Here is a 25,327-nt window from a genome sequence, read left to right as displayed (position 1 = left end):
GATGAATCCAAGAGTTTTAGAATTAATAAAAAATCCGAAAAATATTCAGTCAGAAGATCTTCATCTTTTGAAAGAAGAGATTCACACTTTTCCTTATATTCAAAATATCAGGGCACTTCACCTCTATGGAGTGCATCTGTATGATAAAGAAAATTATCAGAAAGAGCTTTCGGTAACGGCAGCCTATACGACAGACAAAAAAATTCTTTATCAGTTGATCAACGGAGTGATTCAGCATAGCCCGAAACCTGAAATTTCTGAAGAAAAACAGGCTTCTCAAGCTTCTGAAAAAGAAGCCAGGCCGAATAATTATCAAGCTAAAGGCTTTCCGTTGAGAAGAGAAAGGTCACCCGAAAATGAGGATGAAAGACAAGAGGAAGCTTCATGCCAGCTACCATCGCCACAAGAGATTAAACATCTTTATGTAAACGGTGAAAGAAACAGAATTCTGTTTGAAGGGGAAGAAAATTTCCTTGATGAAGCGCATTCAGAAAAGATAGATCTTGAATCTACATTAGAATCCGGAACCTTAGTCACTCAAAAGATTAAGTCTGTAGCAGAAGAACCTGCGATGGAGGAAATAAATGAGGATCACGAGGAAATAGAGGAAAATGCCGGTGAAGAGTTTACTCCTGAAATAATTATTAATGATGATACAACCTCTTCGGAAACTGAAGTCGAAAAAGTAGATCATGATGAAGATCTCAGCTTCCACGAAACAGAATCCCTATTGCCTGAAGTGGCTGTTGAAGAAGAAGCTCAGGATTCGGAAGAAAAAGTTACGGTGATTGAAAATGATGCAGTTCCCCCTTCTGACCCCGAACCGTCAGCTGAAGAATCAGATGCTGAAGTTAGTTTTCATGGAACGGATGCGTTCTTGCCGGAAGTTAAGATCCAGACGAATACAGAAGAGGTACAGACCGCTGATACTGCTGAAACTTCCCTGCCTCATGTGAATAAGCATGAGGACGAAATGAGACGCCTTATTGAGGAAGTTGAAAAGAAGATGAAAGAGGCTAAACCTGTTGTACAGGAGGAAAAAGAAGAACCTGAAACAATTTCTGATCACGGGATCAGCTTTGCAGAAACCCAAAGTTTCCACTTCTGGTCTACAGAGAAAGAAGAACCTGTACCAACTGAAGAAGTAAAAGCAGAAGTTACAGAAGCAGCAGCAGAAACTACAGCGCCTGAGGAGGAGCCCAAAGCAGAAACAGCAGAAGAAAATGAAGTGGATCCTGAAGTTCCGTCTGCCTGGAAGCCCATGAGTGTGGAAGCCCAAATGCCGGATTCTCTGATCAATATGCAGGACCATGTTTCCGAACCTCAAACAGAGGTTTCAATACCGGATGAAATCCCTGCTGCGGAACCGGAAACTGAAAGTGCTGCTGCAGCCACTGAAATCTCCGGAGAAGCAAAAGAGCCTATGCCGGTAGCAGAGGAGATCACAGAGCGTGAAGAAAACAGACCTGCAGCCATTCAAAACATTGAAGAAACTCCTGCAGCCGTCGAAATAAAAGAAGAAGTCCCTGTTATGAACGTATCCTTCTTCGGGACCGATATTTCAAGTTTAAAGGTTGAAGAAAAAAAGAAGGAAAATAAAGAAGATTCGGCAAAACAAGAAACAGTGAAAGAGTCTCCGGTACAATCTCCTGTTCAATCGGCAATCGACAGTAATGTTCCGGGTTTTATCAATACTTGGCAGAGCTGGCTGAAAATAGGAAGAACGGAAGAAGCAGGGAAAGAAAAAGTTGAAAATAAGGAAAAAGTTATTGATGCCTTTATTGAAAATAGCCCTAAAATCAGTCAGTTAAAAGAGGAAAGCTCCTATGTTGTCAAAGAAAAGAATGATGATATTTCCCACCTGATGACAGAAACGCTGGCTAACCTGTATTTTGAGCAGAAACTTTATACCAAAGCAATAAAAGCTTTTGAGATATTAATTAAAAAGAGTCCTGATAAAAAGGAATATTTTGAATCTAAAATTCAGGAGATTAAAGACTTTAGAAGTAAAAATTAAAATAAAAAGGTACTGCTTGAAAAAACAGTACCTTTTTATTTTTATAGCGTTTCAGAAGGATCTTTACTGCTCCGTAATTTCCTCCAGGCTTTTCGCCCGAAGATAATAACAACGATAACAAGTACTACGGCTAAAATGGCAGCAATGACCGGCATTGCAATAGCAAGAATAGACATAATACCTGCTCCTGCCGTTTCGGTAGTACCTACTACAGAATTTCCCAGTCCTCCAGTGGTAGCGGTAGAGGCTGCACGGATTCCGGCAAACCCGGAACTGATGGTTGCGGCGGTCCCTCCTCCTGCAATCAGGGCCAGTGCCCATTGCGGAAAAGTTCCCAGATCTGCAAACTGGCTGGCAAATAATATAGATCCCGCTACAGTAGCGGTAGGTACAGAAATGGTGTCCAGTAAATGATCTACAAAAGGGATATAATAGGCCAAAATCTCAGCGATGGTAGCTATTCCCATTGTAATAAGGGCTGGTAAGCCTGCAAGCCATTCGAAATTTTCATTCATGGGAATCCAATGAAAATAAGAAGATAAACTGACAACAAACATCGGGAGAAAGACTCTGAATCCTGTAGCTGCCGCTAAACCAATGCCGATAAATGCACTGAGCACATAAGAAAGGTAGGGAATGTGATCTAACATATTAATTTTCAGATTTATTGTTTTCCCTAAAATTACAAAAACTATACAAGATTTTGTGAAAATTTAATTCCAATAGATTTTTATAACAATTGCTATGTGTGATTATCTTTGTAAAATCCGTGTTGTAAAAGTGAATAGCTAAACTGCCCTCCCTCGGATTACACAGAAGCTGCTGCTATATAAGATAAAAATTCTTGTTAAGGGATTAAAGCAAAAAACTTTACCAAGAATTGCAGGCTCTTCTCTTTGAAAATCAGTGTGATCTGCGGGAAAATAGAGGTCTGTTGTAAAATGAAAACTTAAACTTTCTTCTGCAGCTGGCAAAGCTTAATGAACTGCTCTTCCACATCCTGAAACTTCGATGGCATTTCTGAGGAAACCCAGAAAAGCATGGCGATGGTTTTTTCTCCGAAAGCTTCCCTAAACAAATCTTTATTCAGACGGTAACATTCCCTCAGAAGTCTTTTTATACGATTTCTGTGAACTGCTTTTTTAAAATATCTTTTAGAAACAGAAACGCCAAACTTGGTACTGTCTACCGGAAGATTGGGTTTGCTCTTCAAAATGATGATTCTAAGGTTTCCACAGGTTCTCCATTTACCTTTTTCGAAAAGTAAAGTGATCTCAATATTTTTTTTGAGTTTTTCTGCTCTGGGATATTTAAAGTTTTGCATTAATCTTGTTTCACTAAATAATTGATCACTTCAGCAGCAGCATACAGTCCAAAAATAGCAGGAATAAAGCTGATCGTACCATAGAATGATTTTTTGAAATTACTGCCGTCAGTCATTTTAAGGCTCTCCTCCTTTTGAATTTCATTGGAGAATACGCATCTGAATCCTTTATTGATTTTTTCTTTCTTTAATCTTTTTCTTACCTGCTTGGCAAGGAAGCAATTGTGGGTTTTGCTGATATCTCTTACCATGACCATACTCGGGTCGGTTTTTCCTCCGGCTCCCATGGAGCTGACCACTTTTATTTTTCTCTTCCTGGCGGCCTTTATTAAACAAATTTTTGGCGTCACACTGTCGATACAGTCAAGGACATAATTGAATTTGCCCGAATCAAGTACTTCATCCATTCTTTCAGGATTCAGAAACTCATTGATTTTAATCAAATTGAGCGCAGGGTTGATATCGAGAAGTCTTTCGGCAACCACTTCCACTTTATGTTTTCCTACGGTAGAATGCAAAGCGGGAAGCTGCCTGTTAATATTGGTGATATCTACCGTGTCCCCATCTACAATTGTCATATTTCCAACGCCTGCTCTTGCAAGAAACTCTGCGGCAAAAGAGCCTACTCCGCCTAGACCCACCACCAGCACATTTGCTTTCATCAGTTTTTCTAATCCTTTTTCCTTGATTAAAAGCTCAGTTCTCTCCAGCCAGTATTTATCCATTTTTTATAGTGTGTAAATTTTCTAAAATTTGTTCGTTGAGTTGTTCCAAAGAAATTCCCTTTATTTCAGAAACTTTTCGGTACAATTCTTCGATCTTAAAATCTTCATTGTCAGTTTCTAAAAAGAATTTGTTTAATGGAGTGTTTTTTAAAATATCCTGCAAAGATAGATTATACAAAACAGCTTTTCCAAAACTCAGATAAAAATTATGAACCAGCAGATCTTCTGCAATTTGTCTTTTTTTGTTGAAACCATGAATGATCATAGCCTGTTCAGCCTTCTTTTTAAAAGAAATGACCTCGTAAAATTTTCGGACACAATGAATAATCAGCGGCTTTTTTACTTCATTGGCTATGTCAATCTGCTTGCCAAAAACGTCTTCCTGAATTTTCTGATCAATGCTTACCAGCGCATCTAAACCGCATTCACCAATGGCAAAACAGTCTTCCAGAATCAGGCCTTTCATCTGGTCAAGCTGCTTTTCGGGATTATGACGATCAATATCACCCGGGTGAATTCCTACTGAATAAGGACATGATGGTGGAACATCTCCAATATTCAGATTGTAAATCCCATTTTTGATATATTTTTTATGATGGTGAAAATCAAAAAATTCCATGGCCAAAAATAGCATAATTTTAGATTTAATATAAAATTATTAAACAAACGTTTATAAATGTGTTAAAAATTTCTTAACTTTACTCAAAGTGCACTTCATGAAAAAAAAATTTACAGAGAAACAGATTCACATACTGGATATTGCTGAAGAGCTCATAGCAAAAAAAGGATACGAGGGAACTTCTGTAAGGGATATCTGCTCAAAAGCAAACATCAACGTTGCTATGATTTCCTATTACTTCGGTTCCAAGGAAAAAATGATGTCCTATCTCTATCAGTACAGAGTATTGAAGACCAGAGAAAATTTTTCAGAGTTCGCAGATACCATCAAAGAAGGGAAACCGGAGATGCAGATGCGGGAAATGATCAAATATATCGTTTCCCAGCTGTTCAAATACAACTACTTCCACGGGTTTGTTACCCAGGAGCTTCGTCATACAGAAAACCTGAAAGATGAACTGCTGGATTTCTATCAGCTGTTTGTGAAAAAACTGGATGAAGTCATTAAGAAGGGAGTGGCTTCCGGCGTGTTTACCTTTACTCCCAAACCTGAAGATATCCTTACCATGATCATTGGTTCCACCTTGTTTGTGATTCGTAATAAAAACTTTTACGAACTCTATGTTCCGAGTAAAAACGAAGAAACGTATACTAAAGAGGCCGAAAAAAGGTGAGAATGAATCTTTTATTGAGCGTTTTTGCAATTTTGGGATACGCCGCAGACTAAAATTACGTTAAATATTCATAAAAAAAAATCTATTGACAAAAAAGTTATATTTTTGCAAATTAGTAAATCGGCTGTGTAATCCGAAAACTGTTGAATTTTTTATATGAAAAAATATATTTTAGGTCTGTTTGCAGTAGCGGTGGTTGCTTCATGTTCAAGTCGTCAGGAAAAAGCGATGAAGAGTGCTGATAAAGATTTTATCTTAAAAGCAGCGAATGACAACTTTGCTAAGAAAAAGTGGAAAAATGCCTTGGCACTTTACGACAGACTCGCCAATCTTGTAGCAGGAACAGATGATTTCCCTAATGTGGGTTTCAATACGGCCTATGCTAACTATTATGATAAAAGTTATAAACTGGCAGGACATCAGTTTAAGAATTTTGCAGTCAATTTCCCAAAAGATCCAAGAGCAGAAGAAGCGGCTTATATGTCTGCGCTGTGCTACTATGAAGGATCCATGGATTATAATTTAGACCAGTCCAGTACAGAACTGGCAATTAATGAGCTTCAGGAATTCCTGACCAATTATCCAAATTCTGAAAGATCTAAAAACATCAATCAGCTTATTGATGAATTGTCTTATAAACTGGAATTCAAAGCCTATGAAAATGCAAGGCAGTATTTCAAAATGGGGCAGTACAAAGCAGCTAATGTAGCATTGGATAATGTACTGGAAGATTTTCCAAGTACCAAACTTCGTCCGAAAATCTATGATTATATCATGAAGTCTCGTTACGAACTGGCGTCAAAGTCTGTTTATGAGCTTAAAAGTGAGCGTATTGAAAGTGCACTGACGTATACTAAAATGGTAGAAAAAGAACTGCCGAATACAGAATATGCTAAAACGGCTGTAGAGCTTCGCGGAAAACTGGAGAAAGAAAAACAAAATTTTGTCGTTCTTAAAAAGCAGGTTGATGAGCGCGTTGCCGCTTTGAATGCAAAACAGAAAAAAGAAGAAGCTAAGCTAGCGGAAAAGAATAAAACCGAGCAGCAAATTAAAGATCAGATCAGCAACGAAAAGAGAGCAATGCAGATGCAGAGGGACAGCGCAGCACTTAAGACCCCTCCTCCTGCGGCGACTTTCAAAATTCAAAGATAATTTGTAAATTTGCAATCTTATAAATAAAATAATTTTCTCAAAATGAGTGTAAAAGATACAAAAGCAGAAGTAAATACGATTACTTACGATAAAGATAAGATTGAAGATAAAGTAGGTTCAATCTATGAAGCTATTGTTATCATGGGAAAGAGAGCAGAGCAGATCAATGCGGAGATCCGTACGGAGCTTCACAATAAATTGGACGAATTTGCTGTTCACAATTCTACATTGGAAGAAGTTTTCGAAAACAGAGAGCAGATCGAAATCTCTAAACATTACGAAAAACTTCCAAAGCCCACTTCAATTGCTATTGAAGAATGGCTGAATGAAGATATTTATTTCAGAAAAACGGAAGACAGAAAATAAACATTTGTGTTTTTTATAGATGAAGGTCATAAAGGAATTAAGTTCTTTTATGACCTTTGTTGTTTTAAACCCTGATTCTGGGAAAAAATAAGTATTTTAGTATTTCAAAAATTAAAACTAAATGAGTGTTTCCGGTAAAAAGGTACTTATCGCAGTTTCCGGAGGGATTGCGGCTTACAAAATTCATTTTCTGATAAGAGATTTTGTAAAAAAAGGAGCCGAAGTACAGGTTATTATGACTCCCGATGCAGCGCATTTTGTGACAAAACTAAGTCTTTCTACATTATCCAAAAAGCCCGTTTATTCAGACTTTTATGGGGATAACGGAAGCTGGAACAGCCATGTGGAGCTGGCCCTGTGGGCTGATGTACTGGTAGTGGCTCCATGTACTGCGAATACATTAGCTAAAATGGTTCACGGAATGTGTGATAATCTGGTCATTGCAACGTATATGTCTGCCAAATGTCCTGTATTTATTGCTCCTGCGATGGATCTTGATATGTATGCACATCCTTCCACAAAGAAAAATCTGGAGTCTGCCGAAAGCTTTGGACATATTATTATTCCGGCAGAAAACGGTGAATTGGCGAGCGGCCTGACCGGGCATGGGAGAATGGCAGAACCTGAAACCATTTTTAATACCGTAGAACATTATTTTAAATCCGGATCTTCTGTAAAAAGCCTTGAAGGGAAAACAGTCCTGATTACAGCAGGGCCTACATATGAAGCAATTGATCCTGTACGATTTATAGGGAATCATTCTTCAGGAAAAATGGGCTTCTCACTGGCTGAAGAAGCTTCAAAAAGAGGGGCAAAAGTGATCCTGATTTCCGGTCCCAGCTTCCAGGCCGCACACAATAAAAATATTGAATTGCATCAGGTAACTTCTGCTAAAGAAATGCTGGCAAAAGTATTTGAATTCTATGACAGAATAGACATCGGAATTGCCAGTGCAGCCGTTGCAGACTACGCTCCCAAAGAAGCCGCTAAAGAAAAGATCAAGAAAAATGATGAAAATCTGACGATCGAGCTGGTAAAAAATCCGGATATCCTTAAAACAATGGGTGAAAAGAAAACCCATCAGTTTTTGGTAGGATTTGCATTGGAAACTCAGAATGAAGAAGAGAATGCAAAAGGAAAGCTTGAAAAGAAAAACCTGGATATGATCGTCCTGAATTCTCTTCGTGATGAAGGAGCAGGCTTTAAAAACGACACCAATAAAATTAAAATATTTACCAAAACGGAAAAGAAGGAATTTAATCTGAAATCTAAAGAGGAAGTAGCCAGAGATATTCTCAACTTTGTTGAGGATCAACTTTTAAAATAATTTTAATAAATTTCCGTTCTCAATTTTTAATAACAATGAAAAAAACGATAAGCTTATTTTTTCTGCTTTTTATATATACCCTCAGCTTTTCCCAGGAATTGTTGGCAACCGTTCAGGTAAACTCACAGCAGATGGGAGGAAGTAACCAGCAGGCTTATAAAGCACTGGAAAAAAGCCTTAGAGACTTTATTAATAATACAAGCTGGACAGGAAAAAAGCTCCAGAATTTTGAAAAAATAAAGTGCGGTTTTGCCATTGTTATTTCTGAGAAAACGGATAACAGATATAAAGGAACCATTGTGGTGCAGGCTGTACGTCCTGTTTACAACACTACGTACGAATCTCCTTTAATCAACCTTCAGGATCAGAGATTTGGTTTTGAATATATTGAAAATGAGAACCTTATCTTTAATGAGAGACAGTTTTCCGGAAAGAACCTTACGGATGTCATCAGTTTTTATATCTATGTTATTTTAGGATATGATGCAGACAGTTTCCAGTCTATGGGAGGATCGCAATGGTTTGCAAAAGCCCAGCAGATTGCCCAGAATTCCCAAAACAGAAACTACGAAGGATGGAATACCGTGAATGAGCCTAGAAGCCGCAGTATATTGATCAATGAAATTATGAATCCAAACTGGAGCCAGCTGCGCTCTACCATCTATACCTATCACAGATCCGGACTGGATAACCTGTTCAACCAGGATCAGACCGGTGCCAAAAAAGTGATTGCTGATGCTCTGACACAGCTGAAAATGTATGAGAATTCATTTCAGCAGTCTTATTTCTTTAATACCTTTATGGATAATAAAAGTGATGAGATCTTCAATATTTTCAATTCCGGAAATAACGGAGCAGTGAATATCAATGATCTGAGACAGGTCATGACGGTTATTTCCCCGAAATACATTGAAAATAAATGGAATAAGTGGAAATAGCAGAATTGATACCTCCTGGCTATTGAATACTGAACTCTAAAATTCTATATTTGCAGTACTTAAAGTAATCAGCTATTTTATCCATGCTTTCGAGAATTTACATTAAAAATTTTGCCTTAATTGATACCCTGGAAGTATCATTAAAAAATGGATTGCAGGTAATAACCGGTGAAACAGGAGCTGGTAAATCTATTATTTTAGGTGCTTTGAGACTTATTTTGGGGGAAAGGGCAGATGTGAAATCTGTTTCGAATACTGAAGAAAAAAGTATTGTAGAAACGGAGTTTGCTCTTCATAATCAGTTTAAAAAATTCTTTATAGAAAATGATCTTGATTATGAACTTCAGACGATTATCAGACGTGAAATTTTACCTTCAGGAAAATCACGGGCATTCATTAATGATGTTCCGGTAACGCTGGATGTACTTAAAGAATTTTCCTCACAGCTGATTGATATTCATTCCCAGTTTGAAACTTCAAATCTGTTCACCTCAGAATACCAGTTTAAAATCATTGACGGGCTTTCTGAAAACAAGCATATCATTGAAAAATACCAACAGGAATTCTCAGATTTCCAGAGCTTAAAATTACAGCTTAAAAAGCTACACACCCAGCTTTCCGAAACGAATAAAGAAAGTGATTATAAGGAATTCCTGCTGAATGAACTGGAAGAATTAAAGCTGGATGAAGTGGACTATGAGGATATGCAGAATCAGCTTGCCATCCAGGAAAATGCAGGCATGATCTCTGAAAACCTGGGCCAGATTCTGTCAAGGTTTCACCAGGAAGAAATCGGGATCTTATCTTTCTTTCATGAAGCTAAAAATAAACTGTCGAAAATCTCTGAAATTTCGACCAGTTTTGCTGAACTGAATGAAAGGCTTGATACTTCTTTTGTGGAGATCAAAGATATTATTTCTGAGCTTGAGCATGAAGCAGAAAAGGTGGAAATCAACCCGGAAAACCTGCTGCTCCTTACAGAGCTTAATAATAAAATCAATGCTTTACTTCTAAAGCACAATGTTTCAGATATCAATGAACTGATCGCTGTAAGAGACGAGTTGGCGGGAGAGCAGAAGGGAGCTTCAGAACTGGAAGCGCAGATTGCTGAAACGGAAGAAAATATTTCTAAGAAAGAAAAGGGCCTTCAGCTACTTGCTGAAAAACTTTCAGTAAACAGGAAAAAAAATATCCCCGTCTTTGTAAAAAAAGCAGAAAATCTTCTCAAAAAGCTAGGTCTTGAAAAAGCTAAGGTAGATATAGAACTACAGGATACTCTGGAATTTAATCTATTTGGAAAAGAAAGTATTCAGCTGTTATTTCAGGCGAATTCAGGTTTTCCCCTAAAACCAATTCAAACGGCTATTTCCGGTGGAGAAAGATCTAGAGTGATGCTAGCCGTTAAGAAGATTATTGCTGAAAGCGATGATCTGCCCACTCTTATTTTGGATGAAATAGATACGGGAGTTTCCGGAAAGGTAGCAGAAGAAATCGGCAATCTGATGAGGGAAATGTCCAGAGATATGCAGCTGATCGTTATTTCCCATCTGGCGCAGGTGGCAGCGAAAGGAAACGACAATTATAAAGTAGTGAAACAGGACATCTCCGGAAGAACGCAGTCTACCATTATTCCGTTAAATGATGAAGAAAAACTTACTGAGATTGCTCAGCTTCTCTCCGGAAGCAAAATTACCGAAGCTGCATTGGCGCAGGCTAAAGAGCTGATTGGCTAACAGCATTTCAATAAAAAAGATCAGAAATGACTTCTGACCTTTTTATCAATTATTTTACAGAGACTACTAATAATCTCAGTCACACATTCCAATAGGAAGTTGGCACATTACAATCTGTGAACATGGATCGTCTGTGGGTGCTTTGCAACAGGCAGAATATCCATTATAATAAGCAGGGTACTGGAATTTCCCCTGGCAGTTCGGATCTGAATTTCCGCCTGATACTTCCCTTAAGTTTTGTCTCTTTAACTTCTTTAGGTTTTTCATGGCTTTTGTTTTTTGAAACTATATCACTAAGTTATGAAAAAAATAACAAGAGAATGTTATTTTAATAAAAAATTGTACATCAGTATTTTATAGCAGAGCAAAAGCCCTGGAATTTCCAAGGCTTTCACGAATATTTAATCTATAAGTTCTGTTATTATTTCAGACTTCCTACCATGTCTTCCGGTTTCACCCATTCATCAAACTGTTCAGCGGTTAGAAGGCCAAGATTCACGGCTTCTTCTTTTAAGGTGGTACCATTCTTATGGGCTGTTTTTGCAATTTTTGCTGCATTTTCATACCCGATATGCGTATTCAAAGCGGTTACCAGCATTAAAGATTTATCCACAAGCTCTTTAATTCTTTCATGATTCGGCTCAATACCTACTGCACAGTGGTCATTAAATGAAATACATGCATCAGCAATAAGCTGTGCTGACTGCAAGAAATTGTAAGCCATTACCGGCTTAAATACATTCAGCTCATAATTACCCTGTGTTCCTGCAAAAGAAATGGTCGTGTCATTTCCTAAAACCTGAGCACACACCATGGTCAATGCTTCGTTTTGAGTAGGATTTACCTTTCCTGGCATTATGGAAGATCCCGGTTCGTTTTCAGGAATAAAGATCTCCCCGATTCCGGAACGCGGCCCGGATGCCAATAATCGGATATCCTGTGCAATTTTGAATAAAGAAACCGCAAGCTGTTTTAAGGCTCCGTGTGTTTCAACGATAGCATCATGTGCGGCAAGTGCTTCAAATTTATTTTCTGCTGTAATAAAAGGATGATTCGTAAACCTGGCGATATATTCCGCTACTTTTACATCATAACCGGTTGGAGTATTAAGTCCTGTTCCTACGGCAGTTCCTCCCAAAGCAAGTTCGGAAAGGTGGGGCAGTGTATTTCTTAAAGCTCTCAACCCGAATTCCAGTTGGGCTGCATAGCCTGAAAATTCCTGGCCCAGGGTAAGGGGTGTAGCATCCATCAGGTGGGTCCTTCCGATTTTTACGACATCTTTAAAGGCTTTGGATTTTTCGGCGAGCGTATTCTTTAATTTTTCTACAGCCGGAATCGTTACTTCCACTACTTTTTTATAAGCTGCGATGTGCATCGCTGTAGGATAGGTGTCATTTGATGACTGAGATTTGTTGACATCGTCATTTGGATGAATTTCGGATTTTTCTCCTAAGGTTCCGCCGTTATTGACATGTGCCCTGTTTGAAACCACTTCATTGACATTCATGTTTGACTGGGTGCCTGAACCCGTTTGCCAAATGACCAAAGGAAATTGATCATTCAGTTTACCTTCCAGAATTTCATCACAGACCTTTGCGATCATATCTCTTTTTTCAGCCTGAAGTACTCCAAGATCGCTATTGGCAAAAGCTGCCGCCTTTTTTAAATAGGCGAAAGCTTCAATGATTTCGTGCGGCATTGAACCTTCAGGACCGATTTTGAAATTATTTCTGGAACGTTCCGTCTGTGCACCCCAAAGTTTATCTGCAGGGACCTGCACTTCTCCCATGGTGTCTTTTTCTATTCTGTAATTCATTGTGATTGAAATTTTTATAAAGTTACTGATAACCGAAGAATTTCACAATTTATAATCATTATAAATATCAATTGAAATGACTGATTTTGCTCATATTTTTTTAACGGAAGCCGTATTTTTGTGCAAAGAAAAAATTGAATGGAATTTAGATATCAGGATCCGTATCCAATTCAGAAAGAGGATACGGTGTATAAAAAACTTACATCAGATTATGTAAAGGTTGAAAAACTGGGTGACAGAGAAATTTTAACAATAGACCCGAAAGGATTGGAATTACTGGCTGAGGAAGCTATGGCAGATGTTTCATTCATGTTGCGTTCCTCACATTTAGAAAGCCTTAAAAGAATCATTGATGATCCTGAAGCTACAGACAATGACCGGTTCGTTGCTTATAACTTGTTGCAAAATGCTGCTGTGGCGGTGGAAGGAGCTTTACCTTCTTGCCAGGATACAGGAACGGCAATTGTGATTGGTAAAAAAGGAGAAAATGTATATACCGGGGTTGATGACGGTGAATTTTTGAGCAAAGGAATCTACAATACCTATCAGAAAAGAAACTTAAGATATTCTCAAGTAGTTCCTTTAACCATGTTTGACGAGAAAAATTCAGGTTCAAATCTTCCTGCACAGATTGATATTTATGCTAAAAAAGGAGATTACTACGAGTTTTTGTTCTTAACAAAAGGAGGAGGTTCTGCCAACAAAACATTCCTTTATCAAAAGACTAAATCTTTATTGAACGAAAAATCTCTTGAAGCCTTTGTAAAAGAAAGAATTTCTGATTTGGGGACAGCTGCGTGCCCGCCTTATCACCTGGCATTGGTTATTGGAGGAACTTCTGCTGAAGCGAATCTGGCCGCAGTAAAAAAAGCATCTGCAAAATATTATGACCATCTTCCGACAGAAGGAAATGAAGCCGGCCAGGCGTTCAGAGACCTTGAATGGGAGGCTAAGGTTCAGAAAATCTGCCAGGAAAGTGCCATTGGGGCACAGTTTGGTGGGAAATATCTTACTCACGACGTAAGGGTGATCAGACTTCCGAGACACGCCGCTTCTTGTCCTGTAGGGATGGGGGTTTCCTGTTCTGCAGACAGAAATATTAAAGGAAAAATTACAAAAGAAGGGATTTTCCTTGAGCAGTTGGAACAAGATCCAAAGAGGTTTTTGCCCGCTACTCCGCCACACCTGGAAGAAGCGGTAGAAGTTGATTTGAATAAACCGATGCCTGAAATTTTAGCTGAGCTTTCAAAATATCCAATCAAAACAAGATTAAAATTGAACGGAACTTTGATCGTTGCAAGAGATATTGCTCATGCAAAAATCAAAGAACTGATTGACAGTGGGAAACCAATGCCGGAATATTTTAAAAACCACCCGATTTATTACGCCGGACCTGCAAAAACTCCGGATGGAATGGCGTCAGGAAGTTTCGGACCTACAACTGCGGGAAGAATGGATGTGTATGTTGATGAATTTCAAAGCCATGGAGGAAGTATGATCATGCTGGCAAAAGGGAATAGAAGTAAAGATGTTACAAATGCTTGCGGAAAATACGGAGGGTTCTATCTGGGATCAATCGGTGGACCCGCTGCAATTTTGGCGAAAGATAATATTGTATCGGTTGATGTGGTCGATTTCCCTGAATTAGGAATGGAAGCTGTAAGAAAAATTGAAGTAAAAGACTTCCCGGCATTCATTATTACCGATGATAAAGGAAATGATTTCTTCGCAGATCTTGCCCACTAATTAGTTTAAAATTAAAATAAATTATAAAATAGAGCTTGTATCTTTTGTGTAAAAAGGAAAAAAGTTCTATTTTTGCCTAAAATCTTAAGAGAATGATAACGATTTTATCAGCATTTTGGCCGTTCTACCAGTTCCTATGGACTATATTCTTCATAACTATGTTCTTAGTGGGGTTCTGGTGTATTTTTATGTTCTTCGGATTAGTAATCCCAATGTGGTTAACTGAAGGTTTGAAAGAGTACTTTGGGAAAGTGAAGCCTTTCGATCCTGAAGACATCAGAAGAAAGAACATTTATGAGCAGGAAGGGGTAGAGGTTATCTACAACCAGCCTAAGGGTAACGGACCTTTCATTCACGATCATGGACATCATCATTAATTGATTGTCATTGCTTTTTCACCTGAATTCTGAAAAAGTAATATCAAAGCAAAACAACATATATAAACCGCTTAAGCAATTAAGCGGTTTTTTCTATTTATTATTCCTTAGATTCTCCGGAGAGATTCCAAACTTCTTTTTAAAGGCGCGGGTAAAATTCTGTATATATTCATAGCCGCATTCAATAGCAATTTCTTTGATCATAATATTGCTGTTGGTGATCAGTTTTTTTGCTTTCAGCATCCTCAGCTCTGCAATATAATGGGTTATGGTGATGTGATATTGGGATTTAAACTCTTTCCTGATAATATTCTGATTCATTCCGATGAGTTTTCCTATTTCCTCAGCCTTAATATTTCTATGGTAGTTTTCATCAATGAATTTTTTGATTATTTCAGGGGTTTCCCGGTTTTCCTGTAATGTATTTTTATCGTTGAACTGCTCAAAAATCAGGATCAGAAGTTTAATGATCTCAGCTTCTACAAAAAGCTTCTGGAGAAGCCCTTTTTTCGAGTAATTGAGGATTTCCTTAATAATCATATGCATTTCCACGGTCATATTGGGAGGTGTTTCTTTGTGGAGGAATATAAAATTGTTGCGGGTCATATTCTCCAATATTTCAGCGCTTTCTGAATTGGCCTCCGGATTGATCAGATTGAAAATATACCGGTAGTTGATCTGAATCTGAAGATATTTCAGGATCTCCTGATTTTCCGTCCATAATTCTGCCACACGTTCCTGGGATGAATAATGCAGGATATATTGATTTTTTTTAAATAAAAACCTTGTACCGCAGTCATCGGCTTCCAGATTGATATTGGAACTCATAAAAAACAGAAGATTGAAGCTCGATTTCCCCTCAAGCATATGAGATCTGAAAGATTGCTCTGGACATAAGTCTTCCTGCATTACAATTGTAATGTCTTCGGATCTGAACAAAAGGGCACTTTTAGTTTGATCCCTCATACGACACATTTTACAGCCATGCTACAATTTACGTTAAACAAAAATCCCTGTCAGGATAACCGAAAGTTTGAAAATGATAACTCAGGGTTAATAATGTACGGTACTTTTGCGCAAAATTAAATTAAATTTAGAATAATTAAAAATAATAGTAAATATGTTTAGAAATTTACATTTTGCAGTAAGGGAAATCAGAACAGGATTGGCGCTGCTTACCCTTTTAGGGAGCTATTCGCATGCCCAGCAATGGGAAGACGTAGGAGGAGTACAAAATGTATCTGCGGGAGGAAGTAGTTTTAATAACCTGGTGATTGATCTTGCGGGAAATTATTATCTGTCCTATTATGATGTTTCGGTGGCTAAAGGCTCTGTTCAGAAGTTTGATGGAACCTCATGGTCCTTCCTTGGAGGAGGAGCTGGAATTACCACAGGAACAGCCCCCTACAATTCATTATCTATAAATACTGCAGGAACAAGTGTGTATTATACTAATCAGATTGGGTATCCCGGTTCGGGGCTTGAAGTCCGTCAGTTTGATGGCTCTGCATGGGCATTGCTACCCAATGCCACCAATAATTCGGTAAACTACCAGGCATCCGCAGTATCACCAAATAATGTCTTGTTTACTTATGGATCTTACGGTTCCGGAACCGTAAAAAAATATATAAACGGAGCATGGGAGCAGGTAGGAAACTCGGGATTTTCAGGCGGTGCTGAATTTGCAGAAATGGTGATCGGGACCAATAATATAGTCTATACAGCCAACGTGTCAGGAGGCTTAAAAGTATATCAAAACAGTACGGATGCTTCATCTTCACAGAACTGGACCCTGGTAGGCGGGGCAGTTGTAGATGCGGCTTCCTCAGGAGAACACTATTCTTCAGATATAGCACTGGATGCAGCTAATAACATTTATGTTGCCTATGTTTCTGCAAGTTCTATGGGTAAAAAACTGAATGTAAAAAAATTCAACGGAACTTCTTGGGTACAGGTAGGAAATGCAGATTTTTCAAGTGGAAAAGCACAGCATGTTGCTATAGCTGTTACTTCGTCAGGGGTACCTTATGTAGTAGCGAGCCGTTTTGAAAATGATGACTTTTTGAGAAATACGGTATATCAGCTGGATGCTTCCCAGAACTGGGTTCCTTTCGGAGGAGACTTTATCTCCGGTGATCAGGCAAAATACAATGATCTGGCAATAGATAATGCCCATCATTATCTTGTATTGGCTTATTCTGAGGATGCCACCAAAGTAAAAAGAATTTCATTGCCGGGAAATACTCCGCTTTGTAATAATACAGATCCCGGAATTAATCCCGGAGATACAGGATGTGTAACTTTTATTTACCAGGGACAGCAGGTTTCTTATGCCACGGTAAGAGGTGGAGATGGAAAAATATGGCTTCAGCAGAATCTTGGAAGTTCACAGGTTGCTGCATCGATGGCCGATACGGATTCGTATGGAGATCTCTTCCAATGGGGAAGATGGGATGATGGTCACCAGCTGAGAAATTCTCCGGTAGCCTCTGCCCCGGCTCCAAACACTCCGGCAGGAATAACCGGTCAGGGATCTTATATTACCGGGTCACCAGCATGGTGGAGTGGTTTTGCATCAACAGATACATGGACTGCATCAACCCTTGCAGAAGTAAAGCATTATATTGGGATAGATCCTTGTAAAGCCATCGGGCCAGATTGGAAAATGCCTTCTCAGGCTGAGTGGGTAGGCATTGTAACGACAGAAGGAATTTCAAATCCGGTTACGGCATACAACAGTCGTCTGAAATTACCGGCGGGTGGATACAGAGGATCCGGTACCGGAGACTTTACCTTTGTAGGGCAGAGAGGATACTTCTGGAGTTCTGATACTTCCAGTCTGGGAGCCAAATACTTATATATAGGCTCTACGCTCGCTAATGCTTCAGCAGGGGCCCCGAGAGGTCAGGGAGCATCGGTAAGATGTATAAAACCTTTTTCTTCCCTCGGAACTTCAGAAGTCAGACCGAATATGAATACGATAGGAATATATCCGAATCCTACCCATGGAATTATCTTTGTAAAAGCAGGCAGCAGTATTGACCAAATCAATGTTACCAATACAGCAGGACAAAAAATGAACGTTAAATTCTCGAATGATCAGATTGATATGAACGGGCTTTCCAATGGATTATATATCGTAGAATTAAAGTTAAAAAACGGACAGATGGTTTCTAAGAAAATCATTAAAAACTAATGTCTATACATCCTGGCCTTTCAGATTACCTCAAAAAACGGAAATTAAATTGACAGGCTCGGTACCTGCTAAAAGCTCAATTACAATTACTTTTACTAGGAAAGGCTGTCTCACGTTTGGACAGTCTTTTTGCTTTAACAGCAAATAAAAGGATTCGTCCAATTGTGGCTTTTGTATTATTTTTCACCATAGACTGAAATTTTTGAAAAAACAGAAAAAAAATAGTCCTATATTCGATAAAAATAACGACATGAAAAAGTTTTACTCTGCTGTTTTCCTGCTTATTGCAATGTTTGTTTTTGGGCAGATAAATTATACTATTACCCCTAACCCATTCAATGAAACGGATGCGATTACTTTGACTGTCCCCGGAGATCAGATCGACGAATCGGCCTGGGGAGTTTCCAATCATGAGATTTATATCTGGTCATGGTCTTTCGACACCAATTATCAGAACAGTCAGGATTGCCCTACCAATGGGAGCTGGAACAATTCTAATGATCTGAATAAGCTTACTTATAATGCGGCTGCAGATACTTATTCTTTAAGTTTGACGCCTACCGCCTTTTTCAACAGAACCGGAATCGGAAGGTTGGGGTTTTTATTAAAAGATAAAACCGGGGCCCATCAGACTTCACCGGATATTTTTGTCAATGTAGGCGTGCTGAACATCAGTTTAACCCATCCGGCAGCAAACAGTTTAACATCAGTGCCTGCAGGAGGGTCAATCCATATTACTGCCACTACCAATGTGGATGCGACATTCCAATTAAAAGCCAACGGGATTGTAGTGAATTCCACTTCATCTCCTTCAATGTCCTATTCTTATAACTATACTGTTTCGCAGGATGCCGGCATGGAACTTACCGCTACCCAGGGATCAAATTCCAAAAAGGCAGCCTTTATTCTGCAGGTACCGAGAAATGTAGTTTCTGAAGCGGTTCCGGGCTGGATCAAACAGGGGATTAATTATCATTCCACAGATCAGACAAAAGTGGGGCTTGCGCTCTATGCTCCTCATAAAAATTTTGTGCATGTCATCGGAAGCTTTAACAATTGGGCGGTAGATGATGCCTATTTAATGAAAAGAGATACCGCAAATCCGGATCTGTACTGGATTGAATTAAATGGACTGACTCCTCAGCAGCTTTATTCTTTCCAATACAGAACCAACGACCTGAAAAAAGTAGCGGATCCCTATTCTCCACAGATTCTGTCTTCTTATGATGATCCGTGGATCTCTGCTTCCACTTATCCTAATTTACCGGTCTTTCCTGCAGGACAGAATTTTGAAGTTTCAACATTTAAAACCGGGCAGACTCCTTATAGCTGGCAGATCACGAACTTTCAGAGACCGGCTAAAGAAAATTTAGTTGTCTATGAATTATTGTTGAGAGACTTTACCCAGGAAAAAAACTGGCAGTCGCTCATCAATAAGATTTCCTATCTGAAAAGCTTAAATATCAATGCAATTGAATTACTTCCCATCATGGAGTTTGATGGAAATCTTTCCTGGGGATACAATACTTCTTTTCATTATGCCTTAGATAAAGCCTATGGGACTCCGGAAAAATTTAAGGAATTTGTAGATCTGTGCCATCAAAACGGGATTGCTGTTATTCTGGATATCGCCCTTAACCATGCTACGGGAAGATCACCTTTGGTAAGGCTATGGAATGTAGATCCGGATGGTGACGGATATGGTGATGTAGCGTCTGATAATCCTTATTTCAACCAGGTTCCGAAACATTCATATAATGTGTTTAACGATTTTAACCATTCGAGCCTTTCCACTCAATATTACGTTGAAAGATGTCTTCAGCAATGGCTGACGGAATATCATATCGATGGATTCCGTTGGGATTTAACAAAAGGATTTACGCAAAACTGCTCGGAAAGTGATGAAGCATGTACCAATGCCTATCAGCAGGACAGAGTGGACATTATGAAACTTTATGCAGATAAGCAATGGAGCATCGATCCTAATTCTTATATGATATTTGAGCACCTGGGAACAGATGCAGAAGAACAACAGTGGGCCAACTACAGAATTGCAGAAGGAAAAGGCGTCCTTCTTTGGAATAAGCAAACGGATCCTTACAACCAAAACACTATGGGGTATAAGGATAACAGCAATTATGACAGGATGAATCACAGTCTTCATGGCTTTACCAATATGAGTGCCGTAGGCTATGGAGAAAGCCACGATGAAGAACGGTTAATGTTTAAAAACCTTGCATATGGCGCCGTGAACGGAAGTTATAATGTGAAAGATCTGAATACGGCTCTTATGAGAATGAAAGCTTTCGGAGCGACCTTTTTCACCATTCCCGGTCCGAAAATGATCTGGCAGTTTGGAGAACTGGGCTATGATTTCAGTATCAACAGATGTGCAGATGGCACCGTTAATAGTGGATGCAGAACAGATGAAAAACCTATTGCATTTACATTGGGATATGATACGGATGTGAACAGAAAATCAGTATACGACACATGGGCCAAAATAATCAATATCAGGAATACCCATCAGGTTTTTAAATCAAAAACCTATAGTGTGGAATCCAATAACCTGGCTAATGATCCTAATGGATTGATTACGAGGATTTATATAGCAGATCCTTCTATCAGCGGAATGAAAAATGTTGTGGTGCTGGCCAATTATGGGACTTCAGCTCAGCCTGTTAATCCCTATTTTCCTTATACCGGTGAGTGGCAGAATATAATGGACAATACCATTTTGAATGTTGCTTCTACAACGGCTCCGATTACCTTACAGCCCGGAGAATTCAGGATCTTTGGGAATTATAGTGGTACATTGTCAACGGCAGACATCAATGCAGCATATAAATTATCCCTTCAAATTGCAGATAATCCGGTGAAAAACGGTTCTGTAAAATTAATTTTTAACAAAGCTAAAAATGGAGAGATTGCCATTGTTGACATGACGGGTAAAAGATTAAATACAATCAGGCTTGATCGTGAAAGCGGGACTTACGAATTAAAGGTCGACTATCCGGCGGGAACATATTTAGTTCATCTGAGATCCGAAACCGGTATTGCCATTCAAAAGATGATTGTAAAATAGACTGGAGGGGAGCTTGAAAATCACAAAAAAGCAAATTTGCAGACCCGCAGATTTGCTTTTTTTGCCTATTGAAAAAAATAGTCTACTTTTGCAGTAGATTTATCAAGAAAGGTGGAGGGATTTGGCCCGGAGAAACCTTAGCAACCTGCACGGTTCCAGAAGTGTAAAGGTGCTAATTCCAACCCAAAGGGGGAGATAAGCGAAGTCAATATTCTTATATGAATTCCATTTCTTGAAGTCTTGTTGAGCCGGGGATTGATCCTCCGGACGGTATTAATAATTTTGCAAGAACAATAGATGAAAAAATTAAGCATCGCCGTATTACTGCTTGGAACCATTGGAGCAGCAGCCCAGGAAAAAGAAGAAGCAGGAAAACAAATTGAAGATATCATTATCGTAGGAAACCGTAATGCTAAGAGAACAAAAATAGAAACTCCTGTTCCCGTAGATGTTATCAATATTGAAAAGATACAAAAAGCATCTCCCCAGATCACCGTTCAGGATCTGCTGAACTATGTCATCCCTTCATTTAATTCGGTACGACAGTCTGCTTCTGACGGGACAGAGCATATAGATCCCGTCACCTTGAGAGGAATGGGACCGGACCAGGTTTTGGTGCTGGTGAATGGAAAAAGAAGACCTACCACTTCCCTGGTGAACTATCAGAATACTGTCGGAAACGGCTCTGTAGGAACAGATCTGAGTACGATACCCGTGATTGCTATTGAAAAAATTGAAGTATTAAGGGATGGTGCCGCTGCTCAGTATGGCTCGGATGCCATTGCAGGAGTGATCAATATTATTCTTAAGAAAAATGCCGGAGCTTCGGCAAGTGTTACTTACGGATTGAGCGGGAGAAATGACGGAGATACCTACCAGGCCGGAGCAAACTATGGAACTTCTTTAGGAAAAAAAGACAGCTACGTTAACCTCTCCTTACAGCTAAGCCACAGAGGAAAAACAACAAGAACCCAGAATCATGACCTGATCATCTACGACCAGTCGAATTTAAATGTAGTCAATAATAACGGAGTGATCACTGCCAATGGTATTGTACTGCCGAATGTTTCTCCGGTTGCGACCAAAAATTATAGCAATTACTTTGAGTATGGGTCAGCGGAAACAGGAAGCCAGATTTCCAGAGCCTATGATGATGCCCTGATCGCTCAGAACGGGCTTTCCCGAAATGATTTTAATTTCCAGATCGGAGATGCACAGATCAGGCAGGCACAGTTGTTTTTCAATGCGGAATATCCTTTTAATGACCGTTTTAAATTTTATTCTTTTGGTGGTTTCAGCATCAAAGAAGGAAAAGGATATGGCTTCAGAAGGCTTCCCAGTGAAACATTTAATGTTGTTTCATCTATTTATCCCAACGGATTTCAGGCTGTCCTGGGCTCCCAGGTGTATGATATTTCTTATGCTGTAGGAGCAAAATACAATGTCAATGACTGGCTGTTTGATCTGAGCAATACTTTTGGAAGCAATACTTTCAATTATAACGTAAGCAATACCAATAATGCATCTCTAGGAGCGAAATCACCAACCCGTTTTAAGGCAGGAGCACACCGCTTTTTGCAAAATACCCTTAACCTGGATGTCTCTAAAAATATAAACCGGTTTAACCTTGCGTTTGGAGGTGAATTCAGGTTTGAGCAGTATCAGATTAAAGCCGGAGACGAAGCATCTTACACTCAATACGATATCAACGGAAATGTTGCCGGAGCTGATGCAACGGTTATTGGAGCGGGCGGATCCCAGTCTTTTATTGGATTTTCACCGGATAACGCCCTGAAAAAAGACAGGCACTCTACGGCAGTATATGCAGATGTCTCTTATGACCTGGATAAAAAGCTGAATATTGATGCCGCAGCAAGATTTGAAAACTATTCAGATTTTGGAAATACCCTGAACGGAAAACTGGCCGTGAGATATGAGTTTGTGAAGAATTATGCAGTAAGGGCTGCCATAGGAACAGGATTTAGAGCGCCTTCTCTTCAACAGCAGTATTTTAATAACTCTTATGCCGATATTTCGACTTCCGGCTCAGGTATTGTAACCAAAGGAATTTTCAGAAACGATAGTGAAGCGGCAAGAGTTCTTGGTTTTGATAAACTGAAACAGGAAACGTCAGTCAATGCCAGTGCCGGATTTACCCTGAAGCCGGTAAGAGGACTTTTCATTACAATAGACGGATACTGGATCAAGGTAAAAGACCGGATTGTGATTACAAGTAATATTACAGATTCCAGGTTAACAGAATATAAAGTGGAAAGCGGAAGGTTTTTCGCAAATGCCGTTGATACCGAGACTAAAGGAGTTGATATGGTTGTTTCCTATGACTGGAAGCTCGGCGGAGGAAACTTAAATCTAAATCTTGCCGGAAACTATACGGAAACAAAAATTACAGATTTTCACTTCCCTGAAAATCTAGATACCCCTCGGAATGAGTTTTTTGGCCCGGACCAAATTAATATCATTGAAACCCTGTCACCGAAAACGAAAGCCTCATTAGGATTGAATTATGGAATTGGAAAGTTCAATTTTCTCGTGAGAAATACCTATTTTGGTAAAGTCATAAGAGACGGATATCCTTTCGGGAGCGTTCAGGAATTTTCACCAAAGGTCGTTACAGACATCAGCATAGGCTATGATATAACCCAAAATATCAATTTTACAGTGGGAGCCAATAATGTATTTGATGTTTTCCCGGACCTGCAGATTTATGAAAATTCATATTATGGAGTATTTAAATATGCACCGGTACAAATGGGAACATTGGGAAGCTATTTCTTTGGAAGACTTAATTTTAATTTTTAATCATTCATGAGTACTCCTTCACACCAGATCGGCTGGAAAACGGCGGCAGCTATTGTGGTTTCCAATATGATAGGAACCGGTATTTTTACCACCCTGGGATTTCAGCTTTCCGATATTACCAATACCTACAGCATCTTCCTGTTATGGATGATTGGAGGAATCCTGGCCCTATTTGGTGCTTTCTGCTATGCAGAATTAGGATCTCATTTTAAAGGAAACGGAGGTGATTTTATTTATCTCAAAGAAACTTATCATCCGTTGTTCGGATATTTAATAAGCTGGATTTCCTTGATTATAGGATTCTCTTCACCGGTAGCTTTGGCAGCATTGGCGATGTCGAAATACCTATCAGCATTTGATTATACCTTTGGAAACGGTTTTGCTATTGCGGCTATCTTTCTGGTGGCGGCCGCTTTGTCATTCAGTCTTAAAGCTTCAAGCCGGTTCCATAATTTTTTTACATTCATCAAGGTTGCTTTTATTATAATCCTGATTATCGTAGGGGTGGGGCTTTCAGCATCTCCCCATATCGGAAACAGCCTGAGCTTCAGTGACAACTGGAAGAATGAAATCATGCTTCCTGCTTTTGCAACCTCCCTTGTTTTTGTGACCTATTCTTATACCGGATGGAATTCGGCGTCCTATATCGCCGGAGAAATAAAAGATGTGCAGAAGAATCTTCCAAAATCTCTGATCATTGGGACTGTTTTTGTGACGGTAAGCTATATTTTGGTCAATTATATCATGTTAAAGCATGCTCCGGTAAGCCAGCTGGCGGGGAAAGAAGATGTGATGGGAGAAGCGGCTGTCAATATGCTGGGATCTGCCTTCGGGAAAGTAGTGAATATCTTTATTGCATTACAATTGATTGCCACGATCAGCGGGTACCTGTGGGTAGGATCAAGATTAACGCAGGCTTTTGCCAAAGACAGCTATTGGTGGAAACCCCTTGCTGCCGGAAATAAAAAAGGAATTCCGGTAAGAGCTATTTTTGCCCATGCAGTGATTGCCTCAGTCATTATCTTAACCGGAAGTTTTAAAGAAATTTTCGTATATACGGCATTTATTCTTCAGCTGTTTGCGAGTTTGGCGATTTCTACCGTTTATTTTCTTAAAAAAGAAGATCGGAAAATATTTAAATCCAATGCTTTCTATATCTTTCCTACTGTTTTTTTATTGTTTAGTTTGTATATCCTTTATTTTACACTGATCCATAATCCAAAAGAGAGTATGATCGGACTGGGAATTGTAGCCGTAGGGATTATTTTATATTTAATTGACAGAAGACTTTCCAAAAAAAGCTGACATTCGAAATACTGCTGAACTATTTTACCTAACCCGGCAAAAAGGCGAATTTGCAAATCTGCCTGTCAGCTTTTTGCGATGTAGCCTAATGCTCAAAAATTTATGCTG

Annotated in this window: 20 protein-coding genes and 1 riboswitch; of the genes, 13 read left to right on the top strand and 7 right to left on the bottom strand. The window is 39.2% G+C overall.

Translation table 11 applies throughout. The features are described from left to right. Position 1: 1 nt before the first annotated feature. The gene (locus MUW56_RS09280; RefSeq protein ID WP_292012920.1) at positions 2-2,017 is read left to right on the top strand and encodes a hypothetical protein; all 2,016 of its coding nucleotides are present in this window, start codon (positions 2-4) and stop codon (positions 2,015-2,017) included. Positions 2,018-2,058: 41 nt separating this feature from the next. Here MUW56_RS09280 and MUW56_RS09275 read toward each other — a convergent pair whose 3' ends face one another. The 4 genes from MUW56_RS09275 to MUW56_RS09260 form a co-directional block, all read right to left on the bottom strand. Then, positions 2,059-2,667 (bottom strand): DUF4126 domain-containing protein, encoded by a 609-nt coding sequence (locus MUW56_RS09275; RefSeq protein ID WP_292012919.1) that lies wholly within the window; start codon positions 2,665-2,667, stop codon positions 2,059-2,061. A gap of 299 nt (positions 2,668-2,966) precedes the next feature. After that, positions 2,967-3,341: a ribonuclease P protein component gene (rnpA, locus tag MUW56_RS09270; RefSeq protein WP_292012918.1), complete on the bottom strand. Its 375-nt coding sequence runs from the start codon at positions 3,339-3,341 to the stop codon at positions 2,967-2,969. Beyond that, positions 3,341-4,066, bottom strand: coding sequence for a tRNA threonylcarbamoyladenosine dehydratase (locus MUW56_RS09265; protein WP_292012917.1), 726 nt, complete (start codon positions 4,064-4,066; stop codon positions 3,341-3,343). Before MUW56_RS09265 ends, rnpA begins: the two co-directional genes overlap by 1 nt. Beyond that, positions 4,059-4,700: a TatD family hydrolase gene (locus MUW56_RS09260; protein WP_292012916.1), complete on the bottom strand. Its 642-nt coding sequence runs from the start codon at positions 4,698-4,700 to the stop codon at positions 4,059-4,061. Before MUW56_RS09260 ends, MUW56_RS09265 begins: the two co-directional genes overlap by 8 nt. A gap of 82 nt (positions 4,701-4,782) precedes the next feature. Here MUW56_RS09260 and MUW56_RS09255 point away from each other — a divergent pair, with 82 nt between their 5' ends. The 6 genes from MUW56_RS09255 (at position 4,783) to MUW56_RS09230 (ending at position 10,874) form a co-directional block, all read left to right on the top strand. Next, positions 4,783-5,358, top strand: coding sequence for a TetR/AcrR family transcriptional regulator (locus tag MUW56_RS09255; protein ID WP_292012915.1), 576 nt, complete (start codon positions 4,783-4,785; stop codon positions 5,356-5,358). Between the two features lie 156 nt (positions 5,359-5,514). Continuing rightward, complete coding sequence (locus MUW56_RS09250; RefSeq protein ID WP_292012914.1) at positions 5,515-6,510, top strand: outer membrane protein assembly factor BamD; 996 nt, start codon at positions 5,515-5,517, stop codon at positions 6,508-6,510. 42 nt (positions 6,511-6,552) lie between these two features. Further along, complete coding sequence (locus MUW56_RS09245) at positions 6,553-6,876, top strand: DNA-directed RNA polymerase subunit omega (RefSeq protein WP_027372958.1); 324 nt, start codon at positions 6,553-6,555, stop codon at positions 6,874-6,876. Positions 6,877-6,997: 121 nt separating this feature from the next. Beyond that, positions 6,998-8,203 (top strand): bifunctional phosphopantothenoylcysteine decarboxylase/phosphopantothenate--cysteine ligase CoaBC, encoded by a 1,206-nt coding sequence (gene coaBC / locus MUW56_RS09240; protein WP_292012913.1) that lies wholly within the window; start codon positions 6,998-7,000, stop codon positions 8,201-8,203. 35 nt (positions 8,204-8,238) lie between these two features. After that, positions 8,239-9,141 carry a DUF4835 family protein gene (locus MUW56_RS09235; RefSeq protein ID WP_292012912.1) on the top strand — a complete coding sequence of 301 codons (903 nt, stop codon included), beginning with the start codon at positions 8,239-8,241 and terminating at the stop codon, positions 9,139-9,141. Positions 9,142-9,224: 83 nt separating this feature from the next. After that, positions 9,225-10,874 carry an AAA family ATPase gene (locus MUW56_RS09230; RefSeq protein ID WP_292012911.1) on the top strand — a complete coding sequence of 550 codons (1,650 nt, stop codon included), beginning with the start codon at positions 9,225-9,227 and terminating at the stop codon, positions 10,872-10,874. 75 nt (positions 10,875-10,949) lie between these two features. On the opposite strand, the gene MUW56_RS09225 is transcribed toward MUW56_RS09230, so the two are convergent. Both MUW56_RS09225 and fumC read right to left on the bottom strand, forming a co-directional pair. Continuing rightward, on the bottom strand, positions 10,950-11,141 hold the full coding sequence (locus tag MUW56_RS09225; protein ID WP_292012910.1) for a hypothetical protein: 192 nt from the start codon (positions 11,139-11,141) through the stop codon (positions 10,950-10,952). A gap of 154 nt (positions 11,142-11,295) precedes the next feature. Next, on the bottom strand, positions 11,296-12,690 hold the full coding sequence (fumC, locus tag MUW56_RS09220; protein WP_292012909.1) for a class II fumarate hydratase: 1,395 nt from the start codon (positions 12,688-12,690) through the stop codon (positions 11,296-11,298). A gap of 138 nt (positions 12,691-12,828) precedes the next feature. Between fumC and MUW56_RS09215 the strand changes: the two genes are divergently transcribed. Continuing rightward, positions 12,829-14,436: a fumarate hydratase gene (locus MUW56_RS09215; RefSeq protein WP_292012908.1), complete on the top strand. Its 1,608-nt coding sequence runs from the start codon at positions 12,829-12,831 to the stop codon at positions 14,434-14,436. Positions 14,437-14,528: 92 nt separating this feature from the next. Next, on the top strand, positions 14,529-14,813 hold the full coding sequence (locus tag MUW56_RS09210; protein WP_174441949.1) for a hypothetical protein: 285 nt from the start codon (positions 14,529-14,531) through the stop codon (positions 14,811-14,813). A 93-nt stretch (positions 14,814-14,906) separates the two neighbouring features. Here MUW56_RS09210 and MUW56_RS09205 read toward each other — a convergent pair whose 3' ends face one another. Further along, on the bottom strand, positions 14,907-15,779 hold the full coding sequence (locus MUW56_RS09205) for an AraC family transcriptional regulator (RefSeq protein WP_292012907.1): 873 nt from the start codon (positions 15,777-15,779) through the stop codon (positions 14,907-14,909). Between the two features lie 154 nt (positions 15,780-15,933). Here MUW56_RS09205 and MUW56_RS09200 point away from each other — a divergent pair, with 154 nt between their 5' ends. The 4 genes from MUW56_RS09200 (at position 15,934) to MUW56_RS09185 (ending at position 25,219) form a co-directional block, all read left to right on the top strand. Further along, positions 15,934-18,009: a T9SS type A sorting domain-containing protein gene (locus MUW56_RS09200; protein WP_292012906.1), complete on the top strand. Its 2,076-nt coding sequence runs from the start codon at positions 15,934-15,936 to the stop codon at positions 18,007-18,009. A gap of 250 nt (positions 18,010-18,259) precedes the next feature. Next, on the top strand, positions 18,260-21,094 hold the full coding sequence (locus tag MUW56_RS09195; RefSeq protein WP_292012905.1) for an alpha-amylase family glycosyl hydrolase: 2,835 nt from the start codon (positions 18,260-18,262) through the stop codon (positions 21,092-21,094). 96 nt (positions 21,095-21,190) lie between these two features. Then, positions 21,191-21,296, top strand: a riboswitch (SAM riboswitch). 95 nt (positions 21,297-21,391) lie between these two features. Further along, positions 21,392-23,914: a TonB-dependent receptor gene (locus MUW56_RS09190; protein WP_292012904.1), complete on the top strand. Its 2,523-nt coding sequence runs from the start codon at positions 21,392-21,394 to the stop codon at positions 23,912-23,914. A 6-nt stretch (positions 23,915-23,920) separates the two neighbouring features. Further along, entirely contained in the window at positions 23,921-25,219 is a 1,299-nt protein-coding gene (locus MUW56_RS09185; RefSeq protein ID WP_292012903.1) for an APC family permease, read from the top strand. The last annotated feature ends 108 nt before the right edge of the window (positions 25,220-25,327 follow it).

The sequence above is a fragment of the Chryseobacterium sp. genome (assembly GCF_022869225.1).
Classification (GTDB): Bacteria; Bacteroidota; Bacteroidia; order Flavobacteriales; family Weeksellaceae; genus Chryseobacterium.
The sequence above is the reverse complement of the archived record's forward strand: the minus strand, read 5'-3'. Positions and strand labels throughout refer to the sequence as shown.